Below are 24,747 nucleotides of genomic sequence, written 5' to 3'. Positions count from 1 at the left end.
TGAACTTAGTGATCGGCCTCTGTCGTCGTCGGTTCCGTCTGGCGGACGGGCCGTTCGGACGGGTCGCGGCCGATTTCGGCCTTCAGGGAAATGAGGTCGATGAAGTGATCGGCCTGCCGGCGCAGGTCGTCGGCAATCATCGGGGGTTGTGTTGCCATCGTCGAGATGACCGATACTTTTCGGCCCCGCCGCTGCAGCGCCTCGACCAGCGTGGTGAAGTCGCCATCGCCGGAAAAGATCACCAGATGGTCGACGGTTTCGGACTGTTCCATCGCGTCGATGGCCAGCTCGATATCCATGTTTCCCTTGATCTTGCGGCGACCCATGGAGTCAGTGAACTCCTTGGCAGGCTTGGTAATTACCTTGTAGCCGTTGTAGTCGAGCCAGTCGATCAGCGGGCGGATCGAGGAATATTCCTGATCTTCGATAAGGGCCGTGTAATAATAGGCCCGCAGCAGATAGCCCCGCTTTTGGAAGGCCTTCAGCAGCTTCCTGTAGTCGATGTCGAAGCCAAGGCTCTTTGATGCAGCGTAGAGATTGGCGCCATCTATGAAAAGTGCAATTTTTTCGCGTGGGTCAAACATCACTTGCTTATCCATTGTTATCAAAAACGCAATTACCTTCGCCAAAATGCAATCAAAACAAAGCTTTGCGCGATGGCGCGGAATAATTCACTTACTTTATGAATCATTCATATAAACGAGATTTAGGGCACGATTCGGGATATTCCAAGCAACCATAAGTAGAATGCGTGTTTTTGTATAAGGAATTTTAGCGTAAGAACAAGCAATTGGGAGGGGGGAGGCAGGAAAAACTTGAATTTGCCTTCTTTTGATTGTATCGGGCATGCTAACTCCAGACATGTCGAAGACATCATGACCGTAAAGGACAGGCAATGGCCCGTGTCACAGTAGAAGATTGCATTGATAAGGTAGAGAACCGGTTCGAGCTCGTTTTGCTCGCCAGCCATCGCGCCCGCCTCGTTTCGCAGGGCGCTGCGATTACCATCGACCGCGACAACGACAAGAACCCGGTCGTTGCTCTGCGCGAAATCGCTGAAGAGACGCTTTCTCCCGACGATCTCAAGGAAGATTTGATCCATTCGCTGCAGAAGCATGTCGAAGTCGACGAGCCGGAACCCGATCCGGCAAGCCTTGCTGCTGCCGGCGCTGTCGCTTCGACCGAAAGCGATGCGGACGAAGACCAGCCGGAAGCGGTCACCTTCGATCAGATGTCGGAAGAAGAGCTTCTTGCCGGTATCGAAGGCCTTGTTCCGCCGGAAAAGAGCGACGATTACTAATCGTCAATCTTGATGCTCTATCCCAGAGCGATAATATGAGTAATTGCGTGCGCCGGTCGTCCGAACGGCGCGCTTTTATTTTTTGCTGGGAGTAACGTTGGATGATGCGGCAATACGAGCTCGTTGAGCGCGTGCAGAAATACAAGTCCGACGCCAACGAAGCTCTTCTCAACAAAGCCTACGTCTACGCCATGCAGAAGCATGGACAGCAGAAACGTGCCAGCGGCGACCCCTATATCTCGCATCCCCTCGAAGTCGCCGCCATCCTCACCGACATGCACCTGGATGAATCGACGATCGCCGTAGCACTCCTGCACGACACGATCGAAGATACGACCGCCACGCGCGCCGAAATCGACGAGCTGTTCGGTGAAGACATCGGTCGTCTCGTCGAGGGCCTGACGAAGATCAAGAAGCTCGACCTCGTCACCAAGAAGGCGAAGCAGGCGGAAAATCTGCGCAAGCTCCTGCTTGCCATCTCCGACGATGTCCGCGTTCTCCTGGTCAAGCTTGCCGACCGGCTGCACAACATGCGCACGCTGGAGCACATGTCGCAGGAAAAGCGCGCCCGCATTTCCGAAGAGACGATGGATATCTATGCGCCGCTCGCCGGCCGCATGGGTATGCAGGACATGCGCGACGAGCTGGAGGAGCTTTCTTTCCGCTATATCAACCCTGAGGCACACGACACGGTCACCAAGCGGCTGGAGGAGCTGTCGCGGCGCAATGAGGGTCTGGTCAAGAAGATCGAGACGGAGCTCAGCGATCTCCTTGTCGTCAACGGCCTCTCGCACGCGGTGGTCAAGGGCCGGCAGAAGAAGCCCTATTCGGTCTTTCGCAAGATGCAGTCGAAGTCGCTCTCCTTCGAGCAGCTGTCCGATGTCTATGGCTTCCGGCTGCTCGTCGAAGATATCCCCGACTGCTATCGCGCACTCGGCATCGTCCACACGCGCTGGCGCGTCGTTCCCGGCCGCTTCAAGGATTACATCTCGACGCCGAAGCAGAACGATTACCGCTCGCTGCATACCACCATCGTCGGTCCGTCCAGCCAGCGTATCGAACTGCAGATCCGCACGCGGCGCATGCACGAGATTGCCGAATACGGCATTGCGGCCCACACGCTCTATAAGGAAGGCGTCAACGCCGAGGGCGAACTGCTGTCGCGCGAGAGCAATGCCTATTCCTGGCTTCGCCATACGATCGAGGCTCTGGCCGAAGGCGATAGCCCCGAAGAATTCCTGGAGCACACCAAGCTTGAACTCTTCCAGGACCAGGTCTTCTGCTTCACGCCGAAGGGCAAGCTGATCGCGCTGCCGCGCGGTGCGACGCCGATCGACTTTGCCTATGCGGTCCATACCAACATCGGCGACACGACCGTCGGCGCCAAGATCAACGGCCGGATCATGCCGCTGGTTACTCGCCTCAACAATGGCGATGAAGTCGAGATCATCCGGTCAGGCGTGCAGGTTCCTCCCGCCGCCTGGGAAGAGATCGTGGTGACGGGCAAGGCGCGCGCTGCCATCCGCCGTGCGACACGCATGGCGATCCGCAAGCAATATGCCGGCCTCGGCCATCGCATTCTGGAGCGCACCTTCGAGCGAGCCGGCAAGATCTTTTCCCGTGAGGGCCTCAAACCGGCGCTGCATCGTCTCGGCCAAAAGGACGTTGAAGACGCGATCGCCGCCGTCGGGCGAGGGGAGATGTCGTCGCTTGATGTGTTGCGCGCCGTCTATCCCGACCATCAGGACGAGCGCGTAACCGTCAAGCCCGCCGGCGATGCAGGCTGGTTCAACGTGCGCAGCGCGTCGGGGATGATCTTCAAGATCCCGGATGGAAGCACATCGGACATCGCCGTTCTAGAGGGAGCCGAGGCATTGCCGATCCGCGGGCTAGCCTCCGATGTTGAGGTGCATTTCGCACCGACCGGAGCCGTTCCGGGCGATCGGATCGTCGGCATCATGGAGAAGGGCAAGGGCATCACCATCTACCCGATCCAGTCGCCGGTCCTGCAGCGCTTCGACGATGAGCCGGAGCGGTGGATCGACGTGCGCTGGGATCTCGACGAAGCCAACAAATCCCGCTTCGCCGCCCGCATCCTCGTCAATGCACTGAACGAGCCCGGCACGCTTGCAAAGGTGGCCCAAACCGTTGCTGACATCGATGTCAACATTCGCCTCCTCAACACGGTGAGGGTGGCGGCGGACTTTACGGAAATGCAGCTCGATGTCGAAGTCTGGGATCTCCGGCAGCTCAACCAGCTCCTGGTGCAGCTGAAGGAGCTCGATTGCATCGCCACGGTAAAGCGGCTTTACGAATAGTTAAGCCGCTCTATCGCCTCATTTTGGAGGCGATTGCACATTTTGTGATCGTTTTATGATCAATTTCTCCGATATGGAGGCTTAGACATGCGTCCTAAGCATGGCTGTCTCTATTTTAGAGAGGTGGTAATTAATCTTTGCAGGGCCTATCTTCTGGTCATCGGATAATCGAAACCGAAAAAAGGAAGAACCAATGTTTACCCCTATCAAGAAGATCGCCCGTGCCCTGCGCGTTCCGAGTGTTGAAGAACGTGAAATGGCTTACCTGAACAACTCGCATGACCGCTTTGATCTTGAGTATCGTCAGCGCCAGGTAGACCGCGGCCTGTTCCGTCGGTATTAATAGCTGATTAATACTTTGAAGTTGGTGTAGGGGCGGCAGATTCGCAACGCCCCTTGCGAGTAAAGAACTGCAACAGGCTATTGGCTGCGTAATATGTCTTGCCGCCCTTGTCATGGCGGCGTCCGTTGCACTACATAGGCGACATGTTGTTCCGTCGCCGAAAACCACCGGGATTAAAGGAAAAGTTGCGCGAGGCCTTGTGGCCGCGCAAAGGGTTCCATCGCCCGATTCTCTACTTCCAGAAGCGCATCGTGCGGCTGACTGCGTCGCCGCACGCGATCGCGGCGGGCTTTACCGCCGGCATCGTCGTCTCCTGGACGCCCTTCATCGGCGTCCACATCATCATGGCGATCGTCCTGTCCTATCTCGTTGCCGGCAATCTGGTTGCGGCAGCGCTCGGCTGTCTCGCGGCAGGCAATCCGATCACCTATCCGTTCATCTGGGGCATCACCTGGGAGATCGGCCACATCATCCTGCAAAGGGATGGCGGCCAGCAGAACGGCATCGACCTGCCGGCACTGTTCCATAAGCTCGACCTGTCGCAACTGTGGGGCCCGGTGCTGGAGCCGATGCTGATTGGCGGGATTCCTCCGGCGATCATCTCGGGCGTCATCGTCTACGCCGTGACATATTATGGCGTGAAGAGTTTTCAGACGCGGCGAAGGCATCGTCTCATGGAGCGTGCGCGGGCGCGCATGACGCTCGCTGCGGACAATGCTTCCAGCGTCTGACGGAGCGCCGGCTTCACCATGCCAGAAGAGAGGTCCTTCTCATGATCATCGGGATCGGCAGCGATCTGATCGATATTAGGCGCGTCGAGAAGTCGATCGAGCGCTTCGGCGAGCGTTTTACCCAGCGCTGCTTTACCGATATCGAGCGCGCCAAGTCGGATGGGCGCAAGAACAGGGCCGCCTCCTATGCGAAACGCTTTGCTGCCAAGGAGGCCTGTTCCAAGGCTCTCGGCACCGGGCTGGCCCAGGGCGTTTTCTGGCGTGACATGGGTGTCGTCAATCTGCCGAGCGGCAAGCCCACGATGCAACTGACAGGCGGAGCGGCGAGCCGATTGGCCTCCATGCTGCCTGAAGGCCACCATGCCGCAATCCACCTGACGATAACGGATGACTTTCCTTTGGCTCAAGCCTTTGTGATCATCGAAGCCCTGCCATCCCAGGCGTGATCCGCTCCCCTTGACGGCTTTTAATGTTCATACCATTGCCGCCGTGATATGAAGCGGTTAGAGAGTGCCTCAGCAAATTACGCCGTGGGTGTGCGAAAAAGGAATAAGACCGCGTGTCCGAGAAAGCCGAAAAACAATCGAATGCCCTTCTGGAAAACATCAAGGTCATTATCCAGGCGTTGCTCCTGGCATTGGTCATCCGAACGGTGTTCTTTCAGCCTTTTACTATTCCCTCCGGCTCGATGATGCCGACGCTTCTCGTCGGCGACTACATCTTCGTCAACAAGTTCGCATACGGCTATTCGAAGTATTCGCTGCCCGGCAGTCTCAACCTGTTCAGCGGCCGTATTTTCGGCAGCGATCCGAAGCGCGGCGACGTCGTGGTCTTCCGTTTCCCGCCCAACCCTGACATCGACTACATCAAGCGGGTGGTCGGTCTGCCCGGCGATCATATCCAGGTCAAGGACGATATCCTCTACATCAACGGTAAGGCCGTGCCGCGCCAGCCGGATGGTACCTTTACGTCCGATTACAAGCTCGATCCCGGCGAAGACGTGCCCGTCTACAAGGAAGTGCTGGATAACGGCAAGACCTACGATACGCTCGATCAGTCCCCGGTTTCCCGCGGCGACAACACCCAGGAATTCATCGTTCCGCCGGGCCACTTTTTCATGATGGGCGACAACCGCGACAACTCCCTCGATAGCCGTTTTGACGTCGGTTACGTGCCTGCGGAAAACCTTGTCGGCCGCGCCAGCATCATCTTCTTCTCGCTCGGCAACGACACCTCGTTCCGCGAGATCTGGAAATGGCCGACCAACATGCGTTGGGACCGTCTCTTCAAGGTTGTCGAATGACGAAATCATTGACGCTCTCATCGGCGGACCGTGCCCGGCTGGAACTTGCCATAGGACATGAGTTTGCGGAAAGGGAGCGCCTAGACCGGGCCCTGACCCATGCCAGTGCCCGTAGCGTCAAGGGTGCCAATTACGAGCGGCTGGAGTTTCTGGGCGACCGCGTGCTCGGCCTCTGCATCGCCGAATTGCTGTTCAAGACCTTCGGCGCTGCTTCGGAGGGTGAGCTTTCCGTTCGCCTCAATCAGCTTGTCAGCGCCGAAACCTGCGCGCAGGTCGCTGACGAGCTCGAACTGCATCTCTTCATCCGCACCGGCGCCGACGTAAAGAAGCTGACAGGCAAGCGGATGCTGAACGTTCGCGCCGATGTGGTCGAGAGCCTGATTGCAGCGCTCTACCTTGATGGCGGACTTGAGGTAGCGCGCAAGTTCATCCTGCGCTACTGGGAAGGCCGTGCTATACATCCTGACGGCGCCCGACGGGATGCCAAGACCGAATTGCAGGAATGGGCGCACGCAAAGTTTGGCGTGACGCCGAATTACCGGGTTGAAGAGCGCAGCGGACCGGACCATGATCCCCGCTTCACAGTGACGGTGGAAGTTGCCGGAACTGCGCCCGAGACCGGAATAGACCGCTCCAAGCGCGCTGCCGAACAGGTGGCCGCGACACGGATATTGGAGCGGGAAGGTGTATGGCAGGCGTTGCCCGCCAGGAAATGACGGATAGAATGACAGAAAACGAAGACATGGCGCCCGGCGACGGCGCGCCCGAAACCAATGATCGTCCGACCCATTCCGGCTTTGTCGCCTTGATAGGCCCGACAAATGCCGGCAAATCCACGCTGGTCAACCGGCTGGTCGGCGCGAAGGTTTCGATCGTCAGCCACAAGGTGCAGACGACGCGCGCCATCGTGCGCGGCATCGCAATTCATGACAACGCGCAGATCGTCTTCATGGACACACCAGGCATCTTCAAGCCGCGCCGGCGTCTCGATCGTGCGATGGTGACGAGCGCCTGGGGCGGCGCCAAGGATGCCGATCTCATCATGCTGCTGATCGACAGCGAGCGCGGCTTGCGCGGCGATGCCGAGGCCATTCTGGAAGGGCTGAACGAAGTCCACCAGCCGAAAATCCTCGTTCTCAACAAGATCGACCGCGTCAAGCGGGAAGACCTGCTGGCGCTCGCCGCTGCCGCCAACGAGAAGATCAAGTTCGACCAGACATTCATGATCTCGGCCGAAAACGGCTCCGGCTGCGACGACGTCATGAATTATCTCGCCGCAACCTTGCCGGAAGGACCCTGGTACTATCCGGAGGACCAGATCTCCGATTTGCCGATGCGCCAGCTTGCCGCCGAAATCACCCGGGAAAAGCTGTTCCTGCGCCTTCACCAGGAGCTTCCCTACTCCTCGCATGTGGAAACGGAAAAGTGGGAGGAGCGCAAGGACGGCTCGGTTCGCATCGAGCAGGTGATCTACGTCGAGCGTGAAAGCCAGAAGAAGATCGCGCTCGGCAAGGCCGGCGAGACGATCAAGGCGATCTCGACCGCTTCGCGCAAGGAACTCTCGGAAATCCTCGAACAGCCCGTACATCTCTTCCTGTTCGTCAAGGTGCGCGAGAACTGGGGCGACGATCCCGAACGCTTCCGCGAAATGGGCCTCGAATTTCCTCGTTGAGGAAGCGCCATTTGACCCCGTGAGACTTGGCGGACAGTATTCCCGACAGGAAACATCATCGTAGAACTGGGCTCGGTTTTGTGCATTAGTGTGTCTGAAACTGCCTGGGCGTGAGGGGCTGTCCCGCCGAAATTTCATAAGGTCACCAATGGCCAAGACGCCAGCTACGCATGCCTTGAAGACATCCTGCGAGATGTGTCCGCTAAGAGACTTGCCGCATTTCCGAGAATTCACCCCGGACGAGTTAAATTTTGTTTCGCATTTCAAGCGCGGCGAACTCGCGATCGATGCCGGCGCAACCATCCTTGTCGAAGGTTCGCACAGTGCCCATCTCTATACGGTGCTTTCCGGGTGGGGTTTCCGCTATAAAACCCTGGAAGATGGTCGAAGGCAGATTCTGAACTATGTAATGGCCGGCGATCTGGTCGGTCTGCAGGGCACGATCATGGGGGAAATGCAGCATTCGGTCGAGGCGCTGTCGCCGGTGACGCTTTGCGTCTTCGAGCGAGACAAGCTGATGACGCTCTACAACACGCATCCGTCCCTTGCCTTCGATCTCACCTGGATCGCAGCGCGTGAGGAGCGCATCCTTGATGAGCATCTCCTGAGTGTCGGGCGGCGGACCGCGCTTGAAAGGGCCGCCTATCTGCTCGCCTACCTGTACCAAAGAGCCACGGTGCTCAAGCTATTCTCTACAAAGGATTTCCTGCCGATTACGCAGCAGCACATAGCCGATACGCTGGGCCTTTCGATCGTTCATACCAACAAGACGCTCAAGAAGCTCGCGCAGCGCGGTTTGATCCGCTGGCAGGAGCGTGGATGCGAAATTCTGAACGGTGAGGGCCTGTCGGAACTGGCTGGCTGGGAAGGCCTCGGCGAAACCAGGCGGCCCTTTATCTAGCATTCCTATAGGCGCAGTGTCTTTTTTAAATGCTATGATGAGTGGGAACGGAATAGGTTGACGACATTGTCACTTTTCGACCAGTTTTAGATTTTATTAACGAGCAGTGAATTGCGGCTGAGAAACACGGATTGGCGGGCGCTATCCGGAAGGACAACGGGCCGTGTGGGGCCAGAGGAATCGATGCGGGAATCTAGGCCAGACAGCGCTTGCGGGGGCGCGTATATGGAAGCAGCTTTATCATGATGGCGAGCAGGGTTCTCATTCTTGAAGACAGCCTGATCATTGCCATGGAGGCCGAGGAGATTCTTCGGGAGATTGGCGCTGAGACGGTTGATATCGTCGGAAACCTGTCCCAGGCAACCGATGCGATCAACAGCGGGCAATATGATTGCGCCATGCTCGACGTCAATCTTGGCGAAGCGATGAGTTTTGGATTCGCGCGGATACTGATCGAGCGTGGGATACCGTTCGGCTTCGTCAGCGGCTATTCCGACACACAGGATTTCCCGAAAGATCTGCAGCATATTCCCTTGCTGGTGAAGCCCTTCAATGAAGGCGCCATGCTGGCATTCCTGAACAGGGTCTTCCCCACGCGCGTCGGCCTCAGCGACCTGGGTTGAAAGCGTTGGGCCTCGCGTGAGCCTTGTCGGCGTCAATGACAGCGCCGCTTCTTTCTTCTAAAATGGAATCGGACCGTTCATAGGAAGAACCCTGCATGCAGTGGCAGGACCACGCAATCATCATCGGCATCAAGCGTCACGGCGAGACCAGCGTCATCGCCGAGGTGATGACGCGCGATCGCGGGCGACACCTCGGCATGGTGCGTTCCGGGCGGTCGCGTTCCATGCAGCCGGTGCTGCAGGCAGGCAATGAGGTCGACGTGACATGGCGTGCGCGCCTGCACGAACATCTGGGCGAGTTCCGCATCGAGCCGGTCACGCTCAGGGCGGCGCGATTGATGGAAGCCGCGACCTCGGTCTATGGCGTCCAGGCCATGGGCGCATTGTTGCGCCTGCTGCCTGAGCGGGACCCGCATCCGCATCTCTATGACGCACTGGCGGTCATCCTGGAAAACCTTCACGATCCGGCCGATGCCGGCGAGCTTTTCGTCCGCTTCGAGCTTGCGGTTCTCAACGATCTCGGTTTCGGTCTCGACCTGACCGAATGCGCCGCGACCGGCACGCGCGAGGATCTGGCCTATGTCTCGCCCAAATCCGGTCGCGCAGTCTGCCGCAGCGCCGGTGCGCCCTGGGCCGACAAGATGTTCGCGCTACCGGCTTTTCTGAGAACGGGAGACGGCGGAGCTGCCGATCGCGAGAGCCTCGCCGCCGCTTTCCGCATGACCGGTTTCTTTCTGCATCGCCATGTCTACGAGCCGCGCGGTCTCGACTTCGGCGCCGCGCGCGACGGCTTCATCCAGGCGGCACTCAAGGCATTGAACGGTGAAGAGAAGGCCGATTCCCATCCGTCCGGCAAGATCTCGGCCTGAGCGACTTCGGGCCGCTTCAAGAGGAAATAAGGCCAGAGCAATTCCAGCAAAAGTGTCACACGGTTTTGCGTCCAGAATTGCGTCAAGTCAAAGAGATGGAGCGCCTCCGCGATTCGAAGAAGAGCGGAAATGCTCTAGGCGCGATTGCGTATTTTGAACGCCCAGCCTTCCGGACGCGTCTCGATGACGGTGACGGCATCCCCGATTGAAATGGTCCCTTCGCTCCGCGGAACTGCATTCCAGCCAAACAATGGGCCTGGCACGCGTCGGTCGGCGGACATGCGGATGCGGCCCATTGCGGGCATGGGATTGGGAACCTCGCGAGAGCCGCTCAACTGGTCCTGTGTCGTCATGATGCAGCGCGCGCAAGGCTTGACAAGATCAAGCCGGATGCCGCCGATCTCGATCGCTACCCAGCGATCTTCCGGCCAGGCCTCGTCGCAATCGATGACGATGTTGGGGCGGAAACGCTCCATGCCGACCGATCCCTCGCCATGAGACGCAAGATCGGCGTTCAGCGCCTTCAGCGAGCCCGTCGTCGTCACGAGGATCTGATAGCCGTCAGCGAAGGTGACGGGCGTATCGTCGCCGGCCCACTCGATACTTGCGGAACGCCTTGCAAGCCCATCGAAATGGGCAAGCTTCACATCCCGCCCCAGCCATTCGGAGAGCCGGATGTTCGTTTCGTCATCGGCGATCGCGGCGCTGATGACGGATTTCCAGATATCGACATCCATGCGTCTGTCGGCCGGCGGCAGCGGTGCGATGATATCCGCCTTTCCGTCCTTGGTCAGGCGAATGAGATCAGGCCCGATCTCGACGCCGACCTGCGCCAGGGACTGCAACTCGCGCTGGGTGATGCCGTGGCCTGCAGGATCGACAATCATCGCCCGCCGGTCGCCGACAAGGCCGAAGGCATCGACTGGCGAGGAGGTCCTCGCAATGCCGCGTGCACTCTTGAGCGGATAGATGAAGAGATCGCTGACCAGCATGGCGCTCTCAGATTTCCTCGATGAACAGGTCAAGTACAGTCTTCAGCCGCGCATGCCGCTCGCGGGCCAACATGCGGCCGGTCTCGGTCTGAAACCCATCCGCCAGTTTGAACAGCTTCGTCTCGAAATGGTCAATGGCGTAGCGCTTGTCATCCAGCGGCCGGTTCTCGGCCATCGGATCGAAAGGATCGTAGAGGCCGGAGCCCATGCGACCGGCAATATAGAAGCAGCGAGCCGCACCCACCATGCCGATGGCATCCAGCCTGTCCGCGTCCTGCAGAATTTTGGCTTCCAGCGTTTCGGGCGGAATATTCGCAGAGAAACTATGCGCGGTGATCGCGTGTGCCACGGCGCCGATATCGCTCTCGGTCCAGCCGAGTTCCCCAAGAAGGCGAGCGGCCTTTTCGGCGGCCAGCGCCGAAGCCTGAGCCCTGTGCGGAGAATTCTTCTCGACGGATACGCAATCATGCAACAGCACGGCGGCCGTCAAAATGCGGGCATTGCCGCCTTCCTCTGCCTGGATGCGCATCGCATTGCGGAAGACGCGCAGAATATGCGCGATGTCATGCGAGCCGTCATCGCCCTCGGTTGCGTGGGCGACAAGCTGTGCTGCAAGCGTCTCGAACGGGGCGAATGCTCCCGACATAGAATTCGTGTCCATTGGCCATTCCCGGAATCGGATCGTCCATCGTTCCTACCGGGCACAGACAATCTGTGCAATTCCCAGGAGAGCCGCTGACTACAGGGAGGCGAGGGGCGCGGCCAGAAGAACCGGGACATCGGCGGCGGGTTTCGGCGGGCTGATGAAATAGCCCTGGATCTCGTCGCATCCTTCCCGACGCAGCCGGTCGAACTGGCTCTTCGTCTCGACCCCCTCGACGGTGACGCGCATTCCGAGCGCATTTCCGAGCAGGATGATCACGTGCATGATTTCCTGCGCTTCCCTGTTGTCGATGATGTCGTTGACGAAGGATTTGTCGATCTTGATCTTGTCGAAGGGGAAACTTCTGAGATAGCCGAGGGATGAATAGCCGGTGCCGAAATCATCCATGGAAATGCGGATGCCGCGGGCTTTGAGATCATGAAGCGTCGGCAGCGTCTGATCGCGATTTTCCATCAGGACGCTTTCGGTGATTTCAAGCTCAAGCCGCGAGGGCGATAGATTGGCGGCGGCGATGGCGGCCATGACATCGCCCGGAAGATCGCCATTGCGGAACTGGATGGCCGATACGTTGACAGCGACCTTGATGTCGCCCGGCCATTTGGCTGCATCGCGGCAGGCCTGCAGCAATACCCAGCGGCCAATATCGGCGATCAGCCCCATCTCTTCGGCAAGAGGGATGAATTCCATCGGCGATATCCGGCCGCGATCGGGGTGATTCCAGCGCAACAGCGCTTCGAAACCGGAGATCCGGGCGCGCGCGACATCGTAGAGCGGTTGGTAATGAAGCTCGAACTCTTCGTTTTTCACCGCGTGACGCAAGTCGGCTTCCAAGGCGTGGCGCACCTGGATCTGCGCTTCCATCTCGCCGGTAAAGAAGCGGCTGCGTCGCCCGCCATCCGCCTTGGCATGCGCAAGCGCGACGCTGGCATTCTTCATCAGGATGTGGGTTTCGGCGCCATCCTCCGGACCGATCGCGATGCCGGCCGAAACGCTGAGTTCCACCTGCTTGTCGCCGACGATGAAGGGCGTCGCCAGTTCGCGGCTGATCTGTTCCGTAAGTGCGGTGACATTCAGCGGCTGCTGGCGCCCCACCTGCAGGATCGCGAATTCATCGGAGCCAAGCCGCGCAAGTATGTTTCGGCTGCCGGCGCTCGATCGAAGCCGTTCGGCGACCTGCTGCAGGATGTCGTCGCCGATGGATAGGCCGACCGTGTTGTTGACCAGTTTGAACCGGTCGAGATTGAGATGCACGAGAGCAAGACGCTCTCCCGGCCCAAGCCTGCCCAGGGCCTGCTCGACCTCTTCGCCGAACTTGATGCGGTTTGGCAGACCCGTCAGCGGATCGTGATGAGCGATATAAGCAATTCGCTCGGCGGCCCTGCGTTCGTCGGTGACATCCTCGTGGATCGAGACGCTGCCGCCGTCGGGCAGGATCGTCACGATGCTTTCGATCGATCGGCCGTCATGCATCTGCCATTCGCGCCGGCGCAGTTTCGTTCCTCTCGGAAGGCGCTTCACCGGCCGTGCCGGCATAGGCTGTCCGGTGGTATGCTCTATCCCCGGAACGCGCGACAGCAACGTTGCGATCGGCGTACCGACTTCGACGTCCTTGTTTGAAAAGCCGAAAAGATCGCGGAAGCGCGCGTTGCAGACGGCGAGCCTCTGATTGGCGTCGAAAACGCTCAGTCCGAGCGGAAGATTGTGAACGATCGCCTCGATGATCGCGTTCTGCTTCGACAGGTTGGAGGAAGTATCGGCGAGTTCTTCCTTCAGCGAGATATTCTGGAGATGAATCGCGTGGATCGCATCGTCGGTGCGTACTATTTCGGTACGCTGCTCCCGGTATGTATCGACGATCATATCCAGCAGGCGCTGCTGGTCCAGCGATCCGTCTTTCTTAACGGCGCGGCGGTATTGTTCTCTAAGGAGCGCCTCAGCATCCGGCATAAGGGGCGGTCTCCCTGAATCCATTGAGCAGAGAACATCCCCCGACGCGAACCCGACGCTCATGCCGGACGTTTGCATTGTCTTTCCTCGCATCGAACCCGATGGCGTCTTTGCGCATGAGGCGCATCGAATGCCTTTCTCCGAAAACTCAAATTAGAAAATTCGCTCGAGGTAATCCGACGGCTTTGCCCGGTTGCTATCACCGGGTCACGGCTGTCACGCTATCGATGCACAGTGATCATCGCCTATTAATAATCAGTTGCAAAATATTGAAAAGATACAAGATTTTCCATATTCTTTAGAATGGAAAAATGTAGGAACTGACTAAATATGCCGTCAATCTGAGGCCGGCCGGGAAAAATCCCCTAAAAATTTAGGGCATTTCTTGGGGCGCAAGAAACGAACTTCCTGCACCCGCGTCCTGCCACGCTTCCAGTTCTTGGGAGGACCTTTTTCGGGTTGATGCAGAAGGGCGAAGAGATGTTGGCCGGCGAATGAAGAAACCCGTCGGCCATCCAAACCTCGCAATCTCGGCGAGCCAGGGTTTGACGAATGTTCCCGATCCAGAGCGTTTACGACTTGGAAATTATCGTTAATTCCCATTAAGAATTTGTTTTGAAGTATTGGGCGAATCAGCTTATTAGATTCTTATTGTCTGTTAACGAATTGTATTGCGTACAAACGACGTCGCATGAGGCGGCTCCTTCTTCAGGAGGTTTGTATGTCCCATGTTTCTTCCATATCCAGTAGTTCGTATGCCTTTCACGGAACGCTTTCGCGTCTCGACACGAATGGTGACGGCGTGCTTAGCCAAGAAGAAATCCAAGCCAGCGAACGCCCGGGAATTCTCGGCGAAGATGGCGATGACAGCACCAATAGCGGCAGCGGCAATTCCCAGGCTGCACTGAGCAATATCATAGCTTTGCTGATTCAATCGGCTCCGAACGGCAAGCAGGAAGCGTACGGTGCCGCAACGCCAGGGAGCTCGGCAACGGACTCCGGGCTCGAGATAGCAAGCGATGCCTATCGCGGCACTTATGGTCAGTATGACGTGAGTACTATGGCTGCGTGATCCGCGATATTTCGTGATATGTTTTAACGGCTCGTCCAAAAGACGGGCCGTTTTGCTTATGGCTTACCGCGGAATGCTCATATCTCGGAACAGCTTTTCCCTCGATGCGTTGGAATAAAAACCCTGGAAGGAGAATATTCCATGAAAGCGCTTCTCGTGATTACGCTACTCGCCGCTGCCGCCGGCTCTCCCGTCCTTGCTCAGGAGAAGCAGACGGCAGTGGCGAATTTCGTCGGCGAAGACGGCAAGCAATCCGGTCGCGCAGCACTGACAGCTTCGAAAACAGGGGTTCTGATCGAGTTGGAGATCTCGGGACTGCCGGCCAACAAGTGGGTCGCGTTCCACATTCACGAGATGGGAAAATGCGATGCCGCCCACGGGTATGATTCGGCAGGTGGGCACTTCAATCCCGACAAGGCGGAACACGGCCTCCTGGCGGCAAATGGCCCTCATGCGGGCGACATGCCGAACCAATATGTTGGACAGGACGGCGTGCTGCGCGCCCAGGTCTTCAACGGCATGGTGACGCTCGACGACAAGAATGCCATTCGCGGGCGCACATTGATGATTCATGAGAATTCGGACGACAATCGCAGCCAGCCGAGTGGTTCCTCGGGGAAGCGGCTTGCCTGCGCAGTCGTCGAGTAAAGGCGCGGCTGCATCCGGAATTGCGAAAGACAAGGAGGCCGCCAGCCTCGGGCAACCTTGTTCTGCGCATCTATCCTCAGATCTGACTGCTGACGAAAATCATCGCCTTTCAATGATCGCCTTGCTGTTTGAAGGATAGGGCGTGAGCTGTGCTGACTGGTGCTGATGTGGGGTTTTGCCTGCATTTTGGTCCTGGGATTATCCGGAAAGCGTGGGGGCGACCCCGAACAAGCAAAGCCGAGATGTGCCGGGCGCGATGAATGCGCAGTGTGATGGGCGGGAATCGTTCTCATTCCCCTCGCGGATCGGTTTTCCCAACATTTGATTTTCAGCAATCCTCTCACGCGGCGTGGGCAAGGCCCGGCCGCGTCCACTATAGGAGATCAATATGAGTGGTATTTCTTCCGTCGGAAGCAGTTCAAGCACGAGCGCAGCCTATATCAGCCCGCTCGACACGAACGGCGACGGCGTTGTTTCCGCCGAAGAACTGCAGGCGGCAGCGAAGTCCGGTCTTCTCTCGGCGAGCATCCTTGGCGACGAGGATGACAACAGCGATCCGAGCGCGACCGATAAATTTTCCGGTAATCTGGCGAGCATGCTGCTGCAGATGCAGGAGAGCAGCGCCTCCCAGTCCGGCAGCACGTCGACCGACGGCACCACGGATCAGTCGCCGATCGATCAGCTCTTTGCGAGCATGGACACGAACGGCGACGGCAAGGTTTCGTCCGACGAATTCGTCGCCGGGCGCCCGAAGGACATGAGCGCGGACGATGCTACCGCCTTGTTCAAGAAGCTCGATACCCAAAACGCGGGCTCTCTCGATAAGGATCAGTTCTCCGAAGGGCTCAACGTGTTGGGTTCGACGGATTCGGCAGCTGCGGATGTCCTCTCGCTGGAGCCGTCCAATTCGAATGGCAGCAATTCCGGCCCAGCAACCTCCGGCCAGAATTCGTCGGATGATCTCCTTGCCGAGATGCAGGCGGCCATGAGCGTCTACCAGAACACCTATGGTCAATATGCTTCCGACCCGACGGATGCTCTTTCCGCCTGATTGAGCCTCTATCTTCTGAACCCGGGTCCGGCCCGATCGGGCCTGGGTTTTCTTTTGTCGGGCGATGCTGTCCGATTCCGCCGGGGACAATCACTCAGCTGATGGCTATGCCCTTTTCGTCGAGTGTGCGCTTCACCCTCATGATCATTTCGCGGCTGACGCTCGCCCACTCGCCGGTCTTGACCCAGTATTGTAATGTTATGCTGACCGTCGCGCCGATACTGTTGACATATGCCTGCGGCTCCGGCCTCTTCTGGATGCGAGGCTCGGCATTTGCGAGATCCAGCAACGTGGAAAGCGCAACCTCCAGATCGTCTTTCGAGACAATTCCGATTGTGACCTGATGCTGCCTGGTCGGCTCGCGGCTGTAGTTGGTGATCGGCGTATTCCAGAGCGTCGAATTGGGCGCCAGCCGATAAAGGCCGTCGCTGGTCGTCAGCTCCGTGGCGAAAAGGCCGATCTCCTTCACGGTTCCGGTGATCGTTCCCGTCTCGATATACTCGCCGACGCGAAAGGGCCGCAGCACAAGCAGCATGATGCCGGCCGCGATGTTCTGCAGCGTGCCTTGCAAGGCCAGGCCGATTGCCAGGCCTGCAGCACCCAGCGTGGCGATGATCGAGGCCGTCTGGACGCCGAACTGCGCAAGGACGGTGACGAAGACCAGGATGAGAAGCGCGTAGTGAAGGACGTTGGTGAAGAAACGCGCCAGGGTCTCGTCTATGCCGTGGATGCGAGACAGTCCTTCATAGGCCGAGCGGCTGACGATGCCCGCGAGCACCCATCCAAGAATGAGAAGAATGAGGGCGCCGAGCACCGAGAAGGAATACTGGACCGCAAGGGCGCTCGCCTGGCTGAGCGCGGTCCGTGTTGCCACGATGAAGTCCGTTGCCTGCTGTTCCATATGTCCGCCGTCTATCCGTTACGCAAGGTCGAACGGGGTAGATGGGGCGACCGTCAGGTCAGTCAACCAAAGAGTTTCTCGGTTTCCGAGGCCAGAATGAAGGGGGCGTTGCCGTCGGCATCCGCGCCACGGCCGATCGAGCGGACCGCTTCGACGAGCCGGCCGCCACGATTGAGCATCGCGTCGCCGATCTGAATAAGCCGCGCATTCGGCGTGGCATAGGGCGAAGCGAGCCGCAGACGCCCCACCAAAGCGAGATCGTCTTCTTCCGGATGAACGGCGAGCATTGCGATCAGCGCTGCCGCCGGCGAGCGGGAGACGCCCATCCAGCAATGGACGACCAGCGGTGCGCTCCGATCCCAGCTTTGTGCAAAATCGATGATCTGCCGGACGTGTAATTCCTGGGGCGCCACGAGATCGCCGGTGCCGGCAAATGTGATGTCGTTCATGTTGAGGAGCAGATGCCGATCAGCCCGAATGACCGCTGGGCGATGAAAGGTCTGTTCCTTGGCCATGAGGCTGATCATCTCGCGGGCGCCATGGCGGACGGCCATTTCGGCAATGCGGGCGAGGGGAGAGACGATGATGGTCGTCATGAACGAAGCCCCGCTTTGGCGTCGGCTCGCACGGCTTCGATCGCTTCGAAACGCTCGCAGAAGAGCCTCTGGGCCTCCATGACAGGCATGGGATCGATGGGCAGTATATCCTGCGTAATGCCACGCGGCTGTCCGAAGAACTTCTTCGCCTCCTCACGGCTGAAGCCGGCAAGCAGCGTCGCTTCGAAATAGGCCGCGATGGTATCAGCTTTCTTGATGCGATCCTTGAGTTCCGGGGAGGGGTGGGCCGGAAGGCTGAAGCGCAGATGGATTGCGCCTTCGAGCCGGTGTTCGACCGCCTTGTAACCGCCGCCGACGACCGACTTGAAGGGCGAGATCATGTCTCCGATCACGTATTCCGGCGCGTCGTGCAGCAATGCGACCAGTTGCTCGTCCGCCGTGGTCGCTCCGAGCCTGCAGAAAATCGTCTCAACCACGAGGCAATGCTGGGCGACGGAGAATGCATGCTCGCCCGATGTCTGCCCGTTCCATCGCGCAACGCGGGCAAGGCCGTGGGCGATGTCACCGATCTCGACATCCAGCGGCGACGGATCAAGTAGATCCAGTCGCCGGCCGGAAAGCATGCGCTGCCATGCGCGCGGGGCGTCCGTCACGCCGTCGCCTCGTCGGCACTGGCGGGGAAGGCAAGGCCCGACCATGCCGGCAGCGCCAGGGAAGCTTTCACATCGCCGATGAGAATCGGCGTTTCCGCTGCCATGGCTTCGCCGGCCCGGTCGATCCGCACGATCGCAAGTCCATGGTTGCCGACCACCGACCCGAGCGTGCCGATCGGCTTGCCGCCAGCCGAAATTTCAGTTCCGGCCACAGGCAGCGCGTTTTCGCCACTGACGATCACGACGCGACGGCGGGCCGTGCCCCGATGCTGCATGCGGGAGACGACTTCCTGGCCGACATAGCAGCCCTTGCGGAAGGAAAGCCCGCCATTGAAATCCATCAGCACATCATGCGGAAAGGCGTCGGAAAGGGCGAAATCCGCGCCCGAGAGAGCAACGCCGCATTCGATGCGCAGCGCCTCATAGAGCGCTTCCGCATCAGCGCCATGCTGGCCGACGCGGCGCAGCAGCCGGATGCCCGCCTTGGCAAAGCGGCTGTCTTCCCGGCCTTCCGACGCGTCGTCACCCCAGGAGACGGTAACGCCCTCGACCTCATCGACGCTCAATTCGACGGCCGCACGCAGCCGGTACATGGTCAGTCTCTTCAGCAAGCCCTCTTGCTGTTCCGCATCGGTTTCCAAGACGAAACCGCTTCCGTCGCGCCAGATCATGAAGTCGAACAGGATCTTGCCCTGCGGCGTCAGCAACGCCCCCGGCTTTGCATCATCGGTGCCGAGCGCGGAAAGATCGGTGGTGATCAAATTCTGCAGAAAACTTTCGGCATCCGCACCAATTACATGGAGCAGTCGGCGGCCTTCAAGAAATACGGCGGTCATGGTCGATCCATCGTGTTCATGTCTTTAAGCAACAGGTAAGCGCTCAACGCCTGAACCGCAAGTTCCGGCAGCGAGCATGAAGTGGCGGTTGAGCAGGATGAATCAAAGCCTGAGGCAAGGAGGCGTTGCCCTTGAATCGATTCTCGATTTCAGGTTTTCACTGGAGCCGCCAGCGTCATTCGCCGGCGGTGAAGAATTTCCATTTCCCGTCGGGCGTGATGCCGACCCGGTAGAAATTGTATCCGCCGAATTCCAGCATGTCCGAATAGTCGCCGGCCGTGACGATGCGCATCAGGTCGACCTTCTCAGGTGCGCTAAGCGTCTTGATGTCCTTCTCGGCGAAATAGGGCCAGACATACATTTCGTTGGGCGTACCCTGTCCGACATGCGCAAAGCCGGTCGACATGACATCCAGTAGGATGGACAGAACCTCGATGCCGTCAGGATCGCCCGAGAGATCATGCAGCGTCTTGATCGGGTCTTCGCCCGGATCGTCTGCCGAGACCTGTGTCTGATTGAGGCCGCCGCCGATATTCATAAGGGGGCGTAACCGCTCGAGATCGCCGGATGCAGCCGCTTCGACGATCGCCTCGCGCAGCTTGCGCACCGGCTCCGGAGCCTTGTTGATATCGAACAGCACTTCGGCGGGCTTGCCATCGGGCGTCGGGTTTGCGGAACTGTCGCTCGACGCAGCCTGACCCGCCTGATTGTTGACCAGCGGATCCGGCATGGGAATGCCCTTGGAAGGCGCTTCCAGCGCCTGCTCCACAGGCTTTTCCCTACCTGCCTGCGCAGGCGCAAGGGGACTCACATGCAGCGAGGAAAAGGCAAGGGCGGGTAATGGGGAGGCAAAGCCAGCCACAACAGTGGTTGCAGCCAGAAGCGAGGCGACCGATCGTTGCAGATCATTGCCCTTTAAGCGACGCATGGAACATCTCTTGCGGTTATTGCAGGGTGCGGCTCATTGAGAACTCGCCGGCAAGCATGCGTTCCCGCAACGATTCGAGCAAGGCCTCAGCGCCCTGTTCACCCTTGATGCGGATCGTTTCGCGGATCGCATGTGCGATCGCTGCATCAGCGATAATTTCCGGCTCGATTCCATCGGCCATGCCGTCCGCCCATGCTTCGTTCTGATACTCCAGAGCCGCCTGCATCTTTTCGTGGACGATCATGTCGTCGATGTCGTTGAGGCTTGGTTCCATTGCTTCTTTCCTTGAGGCGTCCATGTCCTTACCGCTCGGTTAACGACTTTATCAGCCTTTTCCTAAAACGACACGGCTCGCCGTGAAAAGGGGTTAATAAAACGTCAATTTCCAAAGCGCGCGGTTATTTCTGTGGCAAGTGTTGCACCTTCGTTACGGTAGCGCTCCTCTGCCACGATGGCTTGCTGCGTGCAATCGGTATAGACCGATGCGAAGGACCGGTAGCCTCGATTGAAAGCTGCGGTCAGGCGTTCCTTGCGTTTCGGCTCGTCTTTCGTTTCCGAATCCAGCAGTTGCTGCATCTCCGCACGCCAGTGATCTTCCTTGCCAGGATTGCACAGATTGCGGAGGTAGTGGACGGAACCAAGTACTTCGGCGAGCCGCAGCAGATCGTCGTCATAAGGCGCCGGACGCTCGATATCGGGCGGCGGCGTCGCCACGGTCGCCGTATCAGCCTTGGGCTGAGCAAATGCGGGCCCCGCCGCTACGACGAGGGCAGACAACAGCAGAGATGCGGCGACAGTGCGGCAGAGAATCATATCCACAGTTGATACCCTGCACATGACCTGAGCAAGGCAGAACCCCGATTCTCCACGCTTATTAGCTGCTGATGATGAGTTCCGCACATTCCAGCACGCTGGGCGGGACCGGCAGTCGGCGGATTTCCTCCAGCGTAAACCAGCCGATATCGGCCGCATCATCGGCCGCGACCGCCACCTGATCCTCATCGGCATCGACGAGAAAAACAGAGAGGAAGAAATGGCTGCTGACAGTCCCGTCTTCGGCGCGCGTCAGCAGGTCGTAGGTCCTGAAAAGCCGGGGATTGCGCGCCATGATCCCGGTCTCCTCCGCAAATTCGCGCAACGCCGTCTCGTCAGGCATCTCACCTTCTTCGGCGCGGCCGCCGGGAAAAGCATACATGTCGGCCGAAGGCGGATTGCGGCGAAGCACCAGCAGGAAACGGCCATCGCGTTGCAGGATGGCTGACGAGGCGGGGCGGGGGGAGGAGCTCATATTGCTTTCAACAAGGTCGAGGAAGAGCAGACAATGCCATGCGATGACCAAGGCTTCCAGCGCGTTTCTCCTACTTTCCCGGGCATGCTTTCGTTAGGCTCGATGAGCATTCACAATTCCGATTCCCGGACGATCCAATCATGATCACCTACGCCCTTTATGCCCTCGCGGCCTTGGCCGAAATCGCCGGCTGCTTCTCCTTCTGGGCGTGGCTGCGGCTTTCAAAACCTGTCTGGTGGCTGGCGCCGGGCATGGTCTCGCTGGCGCTGTTTGCCTGGCTGCTGGCGCTGGTGCCGAGCGAGGCGGCGGGGCGGACATTTGCGGCCTATGGCGGCATCTACATCGCAGCCTCCGTACTTTGGCTCTGGCTGGCCGAGGGGCGCACGCCGGATCGCTGGGACATGTCAGGCGCGGCCGTCTGCCTTGCCGGGACGGCAATCATCCTGTTTGGACCCCGCGGCTGAGCCGCGATCCTTGACCTGACGTGCCAGCGATGCAAGAGAAACGGCATGTGCGGACGATATGCATTGACGGCGGTGCCCGGAAACGTGGCGGAGTATTTCGATCTCCATGAGCTCGAAGGCTTTCCCGCGCGCTACAACATTGCCCCGACACAGCCCATCCTCATCGTCATATCGGGCGAGCGGCAAGAGCCGGGCAGCAATCTTCCGGAGCGCCGAGCCCTATTGGTGCGCTGGGGCCTGACGCCCTCCTGGGTCAAGAACCCGAAGGAATTTCCGCTGCTAATCAATGCCCGTGCGGAGACCGCTGTCGGCAAGGCCTCCTTCCGCGCCGCCATGCGCCACCGGCGCATCCTGGTACCCGCATCGGGGTTTTACGAATGGCATCGCCCCTCGAAAGAAGAGGGCGGCAAGGGGCAGGCCTATTGGGTCCGGCCGCGCCACGGCGGTGTCGTCGCCTTTGCCGGGCTGATGGAAACCTGGTCATCCGCCGACGGTTCGGAAGTCGATACCGGCGCGATCCTGACATCGGCCGCCAACGGCATGATGGCGTCCATCCACGACCGGATGCCTGTTGTCATCCAGCCGCAGGATTTTTCCCGCTGGCTCGACTGCAAGACGCAGGAGCCTCGCGACGTCGCCGATCTCATGGCGCCGGTGCAGGAGGATTTCTTCGAGGCGATCCCGGTTTCCGACCGCGTCAACAAGGTCGCCAATATGGGGCCGGAACTCCAGGAGCCTGTCGCCGTCCAGCCGCCGACGAAACCGCCGAAGAAGCGCGATCCCGATGATGGCCAATTGAGCCTTCTCTGATCCGCTGCAGTCCCTGTCTTCCACGGAAATCTCTTTATGTTGTCTTTGTCCGCTGCCGTCTCCGGCTTCTTCCTCGGCGCGTCCCTGATTATTGCAATCGGCGCTCAGAATGCCTTCATCCTGCGCCAGGGTCTCCTGCGCTCGCATGTCTTCGTACTTTGCCTGATCTGCGCGTTGTCGGATGCTGTGCTGATCGCGGCTGGCGTCGGCGGTCTCGGCACCCTGGTCTCGCGGTCGCCGGTACTGATCGAGGTCGTGACCCTCGGCGGCGCGATCTTCCTCGGCAGCTATTCCGTGATCGCATTTCGCCGCGCCATGAAGCCGCATGCGATGCGCGCCGAAACCGGCAATGGATTGAGCCTGCGGGCAGCCGTTGCTACCTGCCTGGCGTTCACCTTCCTCAACCCGCATGTCTATCTGGATACCGTGGTGCTGCTCGGCAGCCTCTCGGCCGCCTATCAGGGCGCGGGCCGAGTGGCCTATGGCGCCGGCGCGGCCTTGGCGTCGTTCGTCTGGTTCTTTGCGCTTGGATATGGCGCCCGGCTGCTTCAGCCGGTTTTCGCCAGACCCGCCGCATGGCGGGTTCTGGATATCGTGATCGGCATTGTCATGGGGTTGCTGGCGCTGAGCCTGCTCGTCCGTTTCTTTGCCGGCGACTAGGAGCCGGGTTCAGGCGGTCTGCTTATTGAGCGGCTTGCTCTTCAGCACGACATGGGCTGCCAGAACGGCCTTGAGGCCGAGCGGACGATAGAGTGCTGCAAGATCGGTCTTCACCGGCTGCTGCTCAACGAGGCGGACGATGCTATCCTTAATCGAGGTCACGATACTCTCTCCTTTACGTGTTCCCTAGAATCGTTTTGTGATTGTGCTTTTCATCGTAAATCGCGACAAAACCGAGGCATTTGCCAATCAGCTTTTGTGACTGCACACCACATTCCGCGAGCCACGCGGTTGGGAACGAAGTCTATAAATGTCTAATTTAGAAGTTTATTTTCCGTTAAATATGACGACCGATGTCGTCATTGGCATCGTCGACATCCGGATCCGCAGGTCCGTTGATCGTGTAGGTGCCGTATTTCTTCTGCCATAGGCGCGCGCCGTAAGGCAGCGACAGAAGATAGCAAACCACCGTCACGACCATGACTTGCCATGTGTAGCTCATCAGCAGCGCCACATAGACGACCACGCCGAGCATCATCGGCAGCACGAAGTCGCGACGGATGCGGCTGCCGCTTTTGCCCGACCAGACCGGCAGCCGGCTGACGAGCAGGAAGGCGATGATAACGGTATAGGCGGCCGATCCGAGCGCAAAGGCAGTCGTCTGCTCGAAACCCAGGAACCCGACATAGACGGGCAGCAGCACCAGCATTGCGCCGGCCGGGGCGGGGACGCCGACGAAATATTCCGATTGCCACGACGCCTTGTTTTCCCGCTCGGCCATCACGTTGAAGCGGGCGAGCCTGAGACCCGCGGCTATAGCGTAGATCAATGCGGCGATCCAGCCGATCGTATGCGCCTGATCGAGTACGAAGACATAGACGACGAGGGCCGGCGCGACGCCGAAATTGACGATGTCGGCAAGCGAATCCATCTGCGCGCCGAATTTCGACGACGCCTTCATGAGGCGCGCCACGCGCCCGTCGACGCCATCCAGGAAAGCCGCGACCAGAACCATGGTGACGGCAAGCTCGAAGCGGTTTTCGAAGGCAAGACGAATGCCGGTCAGCCCGGCGCAGATGGCAAGCACTGTGATGAGATTAGGCACCATCAGCCGCAACGGAATTTCCCTGAGACGCGGCCCGCGCGCCTCGTCGTTGGGACCATTGGGCTCAAAGGGTGGGAACGGTGTCTTCATCTCTTGTTCTCCCACTGCCGG

30 protein-coding genes and 1 pseudogene are annotated in these 24,747 nt (G+C 59.1%); 17 read left to right on the top strand and 14 right to left on the bottom strand.

The annotated features are described in order from the left end of the window. Nucleotides 1–5: 5 nt before the first annotated feature. Nucleotides 6–584: an NYN domain-containing protein gene (locus tag EV561_RS02570; RefSeq protein ID WP_132517280.1), complete on the bottom strand. Its 579-nt coding sequence runs from the start codon at nucleotides 582–584 to the stop codon at nucleotides 6–8. Nucleotides 585–895: 311 nt separating this feature from the next. Here EV561_RS02570 and rpoZ point away from each other — a divergent pair, with 311 nt between their 5' ends. The 11 genes and pseudogenes from rpoZ to recO all read left to right on the top strand — a co-directional run bounded on the left by rpoZ (nucleotide 896) and on the right by recO (nucleotide 10,060). Then, a complete protein-coding gene (rpoZ, locus tag EV561_RS02565; protein WP_132517278.1) occupies nucleotides 896–1,300 on the top strand; it encodes a DNA-directed RNA polymerase subunit omega in 405 nt (134 codons plus the stop codon). 101 nt (nucleotides 1,301–1,401) lie between these two features. After that, nucleotides 1,402–3,618 carry a bifunctional (p)ppGpp synthetase/guanosine-3',5'-bis(diphosphate) 3'-pyrophosphohydrolase gene (locus EV561_RS02560; protein ID WP_132517276.1) on the top strand — a complete coding sequence of 739 codons (2,217 nt, stop codon included), beginning with the start codon at nucleotides 1,402–1,404 and terminating at the stop codon, nucleotides 3,616–3,618. 193 nt (nucleotides 3,619–3,811) lie between these two features. Next, on the top strand, nucleotides 3,812–3,961 hold the full coding sequence (locus tag EV561_RS02555; protein WP_132517274.1) for a DUF3563 family protein: 150 nt from the start codon (nucleotides 3,812–3,814) through the stop codon (nucleotides 3,959–3,961). Between the two features lie 143 nt (nucleotides 3,962–4,104). Next, nucleotides 4,105–4,692, top strand: coding sequence for a DUF2062 domain-containing protein (locus EV561_RS02550; protein ID WP_132518058.1), 588 nt, complete (start codon nucleotides 4,105–4,107; stop codon nucleotides 4,690–4,692). A gap of 41 nt (nucleotides 4,693–4,733) precedes the next feature. Continuing rightward, complete coding sequence (gene acpS / locus EV561_RS02545) at nucleotides 4,734–5,138, top strand: holo-ACP synthase (protein WP_132517272.1); 405 nt, start codon at nucleotides 4,734–4,736, stop codon at nucleotides 5,136–5,138. Between the two features lie 113 nt (nucleotides 5,139–5,251). Then, nucleotides 5,252–5,995, top strand: a complete 744-nt coding sequence (lepB, locus tag EV561_RS02540) for a signal peptidase I (protein WP_132517270.1) — start codon at nucleotides 5,252–5,254, stop codon at nucleotides 5,993–5,995. After that, the gene (gene rnc / locus EV561_RS02535; RefSeq protein ID WP_132517268.1) at nucleotides 5,992–6,711 is read left to right on the top strand and encodes a ribonuclease III; all 720 of its coding nucleotides are present in this window, start codon (nucleotides 5,992–5,994) and stop codon (nucleotides 6,709–6,711) included. The genes lepB and rnc overlap by 4 nt, the downstream gene beginning before the upstream one ends. 8 nt (nucleotides 6,712–6,719) lie before the next feature. Next, nucleotides 6,720–7,667, top strand: coding sequence for a GTPase Era (gene era / locus EV561_RS02530; RefSeq protein ID WP_132517266.1), 948 nt, complete (start codon nucleotides 6,720–6,722; stop codon nucleotides 7,665–7,667). Between the two features lie 148 nt (nucleotides 7,668–7,815). Continuing rightward, complete coding sequence (locus tag EV561_RS02525) at nucleotides 7,816–8,568, top strand: Crp/Fnr family transcriptional regulator (protein ID WP_132517264.1); 753 nt, start codon at nucleotides 7,816–7,818, stop codon at nucleotides 8,566–8,568. A 239-nt stretch (nucleotides 8,569–8,807) separates the two neighbouring features. Next, nucleotides 8,808–9,191: pseudogene (locus EV561_RS02520) on the top strand (hypothetical protein); the annotation flags it as partial. A gap of 95 nt (nucleotides 9,192–9,286) precedes the next feature. Continuing rightward, a complete protein-coding gene (recO, locus tag EV561_RS02515) occupies nucleotides 9,287–10,060 on the top strand; it encodes a DNA repair protein RecO (RefSeq protein WP_132517260.1) in 774 nt (257 codons plus the stop codon). A 134-nt stretch (nucleotides 10,061–10,194) separates the two neighbouring features. Here recO and EV561_RS02510 read toward each other — a convergent pair whose 3' ends face one another. The 3 genes from EV561_RS02510 to EV561_RS02500 all read right to left on the bottom strand — a co-directional run bounded on the left by EV561_RS02510 (nucleotide 10,195) and on the right by EV561_RS02500 (nucleotide 13,663). Beyond that, nucleotides 10,195–11,052, bottom strand: coding sequence for an MOSC domain-containing protein (locus tag EV561_RS02510; protein ID WP_132517258.1), 858 nt, complete (start codon nucleotides 11,050–11,052; stop codon nucleotides 10,195–10,197). A gap of 7 nt (nucleotides 11,053–11,059) precedes the next feature. Then, on the bottom strand, nucleotides 11,060–11,713 hold the full coding sequence (locus EV561_RS02505) for an HD domain-containing protein (protein WP_245512567.1): 654 nt from the start codon (nucleotides 11,711–11,713) through the stop codon (nucleotides 11,060–11,062). A gap of 78 nt (nucleotides 11,714–11,791) precedes the next feature. Then, nucleotides 11,792–13,663: a bifunctional diguanylate cyclase/phosphodiesterase gene (locus EV561_RS02500; RefSeq protein ID WP_132517256.1), complete on the bottom strand. Its 1,872-nt coding sequence runs from the start codon at nucleotides 13,661–13,663 to the stop codon at nucleotides 11,792–11,794. A gap of 721 nt (nucleotides 13,664–14,384) precedes the next feature. Between EV561_RS02500 and EV561_RS02495 the strand changes: the two genes are divergently transcribed. The 3 genes from EV561_RS02495 (at nucleotide 14,385) to EV561_RS02485 (ending at nucleotide 16,434) form a co-directional block, all read left to right on the top strand. After that, nucleotides 14,385–14,735, top strand: coding sequence for a hypothetical protein (locus tag EV561_RS02495; RefSeq protein WP_132517253.1), 351 nt, complete (start codon nucleotides 14,385–14,387; stop codon nucleotides 14,733–14,735). A gap of 141 nt (nucleotides 14,736–14,876) precedes the next feature. Further along, nucleotides 14,877–15,383, top strand: a complete 507-nt coding sequence (locus EV561_RS02490) for a superoxide dismutase family protein (protein WP_132517251.1) — start codon at nucleotides 14,877–14,879, stop codon at nucleotides 15,381–15,383. 388 nt (nucleotides 15,384–15,771) lie between these two features. Further along, on the top strand, nucleotides 15,772–16,434 hold the full coding sequence (locus EV561_RS02485) for an EF-hand domain-containing protein (protein ID WP_132517249.1): 663 nt from the start codon (nucleotides 15,772–15,774) through the stop codon (nucleotides 16,432–16,434). Between the two features lie 94 nt (nucleotides 16,435–16,528). Here EV561_RS02485 and EV561_RS02480 read toward each other — a convergent pair whose 3' ends face one another. The 8 genes from EV561_RS02480 to EV561_RS02445 all read right to left on the bottom strand — a co-directional run bounded on the left by EV561_RS02480 (nucleotide 16,529) and on the right by EV561_RS02445 (nucleotide 21,597). Continuing rightward, nucleotides 16,529–17,335 (bottom strand): mechanosensitive ion channel family protein, encoded by an 807-nt coding sequence (locus EV561_RS02480; RefSeq protein WP_132517247.1) that lies wholly within the window; start codon nucleotides 17,333–17,335, stop codon nucleotides 16,529–16,531. Nucleotides 17,336–17,397: 62 nt separating this feature from the next. Beyond that, complete coding sequence (locus EV561_RS02475; protein WP_132517245.1) at nucleotides 17,398–17,931, bottom strand: tyrosine phosphatase family protein; 534 nt, start codon at nucleotides 17,929–17,931, stop codon at nucleotides 17,398–17,400. Further along, nucleotides 17,928–18,515, bottom strand: a complete 588-nt coding sequence (locus EV561_RS02470) for an HD family hydrolase (protein WP_245512585.1) — start codon at nucleotides 18,513–18,515, stop codon at nucleotides 17,928–17,930. The genes EV561_RS02475 and EV561_RS02470 overlap by 4 nt, the downstream gene beginning before the upstream one ends. Before the next feature lie 26 nt (nucleotides 18,516–18,541). After that, a complete protein-coding gene (locus tag EV561_RS02465) occupies nucleotides 18,542–19,381 on the bottom strand; it encodes a folate-binding protein YgfZ (protein ID WP_132517241.1) in 840 nt (279 codons plus the stop codon). Between the two features lie 175 nt (nucleotides 19,382–19,556). Next, nucleotides 19,557–20,309, bottom strand: coding sequence for a hypothetical protein (locus EV561_RS02460; protein WP_132517239.1), 753 nt, complete (start codon nucleotides 20,307–20,309; stop codon nucleotides 19,557–19,559). 16 nt (nucleotides 20,310–20,325) lie between these two features. Next, entirely contained in the window at nucleotides 20,326–20,583 is a 258-nt protein-coding gene (locus tag EV561_RS02455) for a hypothetical protein (protein ID WP_132517237.1), read from the bottom strand. Between the two features lie 104 nt (nucleotides 20,584–20,687). Then, nucleotides 20,688–21,146, bottom strand: a complete 459-nt coding sequence (locus EV561_RS02450) for a TIGR02301 family protein (protein ID WP_132518054.1) — start codon at nucleotides 21,144–21,146, stop codon at nucleotides 20,688–20,690. 37 nt (nucleotides 21,147–21,183) lie between these two features. After that, nucleotides 21,184–21,597, bottom strand: coding sequence for an NUDIX domain-containing protein (locus EV561_RS02445; protein ID WP_132517235.1), 414 nt, complete (start codon nucleotides 21,595–21,597; stop codon nucleotides 21,184–21,186). 143 nt (nucleotides 21,598–21,740) lie between these two features. Between EV561_RS02445 and EV561_RS02440 the strand changes: the two genes are divergently transcribed. Genes EV561_RS02440 through EV561_RS02430 form a run of 3 tightly spaced genes read left to right on the top strand, consistent with a single transcriptional unit; the run spans nucleotide 21,741 to nucleotide 23,531 of the window. After that, nucleotides 21,741–22,061, top strand: coding sequence for a YnfA family protein (locus EV561_RS02440; RefSeq protein ID WP_132518052.1), 321 nt, complete (start codon nucleotides 21,741–21,743; stop codon nucleotides 22,059–22,061). A gap of 45 nt (nucleotides 22,062–22,106) precedes the next feature. Then, entirely contained in the window at nucleotides 22,107–22,871 is a 765-nt protein-coding gene (locus EV561_RS02435) for an SOS response-associated peptidase (RefSeq protein ID WP_132517233.1), read from the top strand. 36 nt (nucleotides 22,872–22,907) lie between these two features. After that, nucleotides 22,908–23,531, top strand: a complete 624-nt coding sequence (locus tag EV561_RS02430; protein WP_132517231.1) for a LysE/ArgO family amino acid transporter — start codon at nucleotides 22,908–22,910, stop codon at nucleotides 23,529–23,531. 9 nt (nucleotides 23,532–23,540) lie between these two features. Here EV561_RS02430 and EV561_RS37040 read toward each other — a convergent pair whose 3' ends face one another. Further along, nucleotides 23,541–23,693 (bottom strand): hypothetical protein, encoded by a 153-nt coding sequence (locus EV561_RS37040; protein ID WP_165927720.1) that lies wholly within the window; start codon nucleotides 23,691–23,693, stop codon nucleotides 23,541–23,543. 175 nt (nucleotides 23,694–23,868) lie between these two features. Then, the gene (gene pssA, locus EV561_RS02425; protein WP_132517229.1) at nucleotides 23,869–24,726 is read right to left on the bottom strand and encodes a CDP-diacylglycerol--serine O-phosphatidyltransferase; all 858 of its coding nucleotides are present in this window, start codon (nucleotides 24,724–24,726) and stop codon (nucleotides 23,869–23,871) included. Nucleotides 24,727–24,747: the final 21 nt, after the last annotated feature.

The sequence above is a fragment of the Rhizobium sp. BK376 genome (genome assembly GCF_004341625.1).
In the GTDB taxonomy this organism is placed as follows: Bacteria; Pseudomonadota; Alphaproteobacteria; order Rhizobiales; family Rhizobiaceae; genus Rhizobium.
Note: the sequence above shows the minus strand (reverse complement) of the source record. Positions and strands in the feature narration are given on the sequence as shown.

Bases quoted from the DNA above. Each gene is read 5' to 3' on its own strand.
- EV561_RS02460 (WP_132517239.1), bottom strand. From the start codon at position 20,309: ATGCGTCGCTTAAAGGGCAATGATCTGCAACGATCGGTCGCCTCGCTT.
- EV561_RS02525 (WP_132517264.1), top strand. From the start codon at position 7,816: ATGGCCAAGACGCCAGCTACGCATGCCTTGAAGACATCCTGCGAGATG.
- EV561_RS02450 (WP_132518054.1), bottom strand. From the start codon at position 21,146: ATGTGCAGGGTATCAACTGTGGATATGATTCTCTGCCGCACTGTCGCC.
- EV561_RS02485 (WP_132517249.1), top strand. From the start codon at position 15,772: ATGAGTGGTATTTCTTCCGTCGGAAGCAGTTCAAGCACGAGCGCAGCC.
- EV561_RS02475 (WP_132517245.1), bottom strand. From the start codon at position 17,931: ATGACGACCATCATCGTCTCTCCCCTCGCCCGCATTGCCGAAATGGCC.
- EV561_RS02570 (WP_132517280.1), bottom strand. From the start codon at position 584: ATGTTTGACCCACGCGAAAAAATTGCACTTTTCATAGATGGCGCCAAT.
- EV561_RS02435 (WP_132517233.1), top strand. From the start codon at position 22,107: ATGTGCGGACGATATGCATTGACGGCGGTGCCCGGAAACGTGGCGGAG.
- EV561_RS02490 (WP_132517251.1), top strand. From the start codon at position 14,877: ATGAAAGCGCTTCTCGTGATTACGCTACTCGCCGCTGCCGCCGGCTCT.
- rpoZ (WP_132517278.1), top strand. From the start codon at position 896: ATGGCCCGTGTCACAGTAGAAGATTGCATTGATAAGGTAGAGAACCGG.
- EV561_RS02500 (WP_132517256.1), bottom strand. From the start codon at position 13,663: ATGCCGGATGCTGAGGCGCTCCTTAGAGAACAATACCGCCGCGCCGTT.
- rnc (WP_132517268.1), top strand. From the start codon at position 5,992: ATGACGAAATCATTGACGCTCTCATCGGCGGACCGTGCCCGGCTGGAA.
- EV561_RS02455 (WP_132517237.1), bottom strand. From the start codon at position 20,583: ATGGAACCAAGCCTCAACGACATCGACGACATGATCGTCCACGAAAAG.
- EV561_RS02480 (WP_132517247.1), bottom strand. From the start codon at position 17,335: ATGGAACAGCAGGCAACGGACTTCATCGTGGCAACACGGACCGCGCTC.
- EV561_RS02555 (WP_132517274.1), top strand. From the start codon at position 3,812: ATGTTTACCCCTATCAAGAAGATCGCCCGTGCCCTGCGCGTTCCGAGT.
- EV561_RS02510 (WP_132517258.1), bottom strand. From the start codon at position 11,052: ATGCTGGTCAGCGATCTCTTCATCTATCCGCTCAAGAGTGCACGCGGC.
- EV561_RS02465 (WP_132517241.1), bottom strand. From the start codon at position 19,381: ATGACCGCCGTATTTCTTGAAGGCCGCCGACTGCTCCATGTAATTGGT.
- EV561_RS02505 (WP_245512567.1), bottom strand. From the start codon at position 11,713: ATGGACACGAATTCTATGTCGGGAGCATTCGCCCCGTTCGAGACGCTT.
- recO (WP_132517260.1), top strand. From the start codon at position 9,287: ATGCAGTGGCAGGACCACGCAATCATCATCGGCATCAAGCGTCACGGC.
- EV561_RS02560 (WP_132517276.1), top strand. From the start codon at position 1,402: ATGATGCGGCAATACGAGCTCGTTGAGCGCGTGCAGAAATACAAGTCC.
- EV561_RS02445 (WP_132517235.1), bottom strand. From the start codon at position 21,597: ATGAGCTCCTCCCCCCGCCCCGCCTCGTCAGCCATCCTGCAACGCGAT.
- era (WP_132517266.1), top strand. From the start codon at position 6,720: ATGACAGAAAACGAAGACATGGCGCCCGGCGACGGCGCGCCCGAAACC.
- acpS (WP_132517272.1), top strand. From the start codon at position 4,734: ATGATCATCGGGATCGGCAGCGATCTGATCGATATTAGGCGCGTCGAG.
- EV561_RS02470 (WP_245512585.1), bottom strand. From the start codon at position 18,515: ATGCTTTCCGGCCGGCGACTGGATCTACTTGATCCGTCGCCGCTGGAT.
- EV561_RS02550 (WP_132518058.1), top strand. From the start codon at position 4,105: ATGTTGTTCCGTCGCCGAAAACCACCGGGATTAAAGGAAAAGTTGCGC.
- pssA (WP_132517229.1), bottom strand. From the start codon at position 24,726: ATGAAGACACCGTTCCCACCCTTTGAGCCCAATGGTCCCAACGACGAG.
- EV561_RS02430 (WP_132517231.1), top strand. From the start codon at position 22,908: ATGTTGTCTTTGTCCGCTGCCGTCTCCGGCTTCTTCCTCGGCGCGTCC.
- EV561_RS02495 (WP_132517253.1), top strand. From the start codon at position 14,385: ATGTCCCATGTTTCTTCCATATCCAGTAGTTCGTATGCCTTTCACGGA.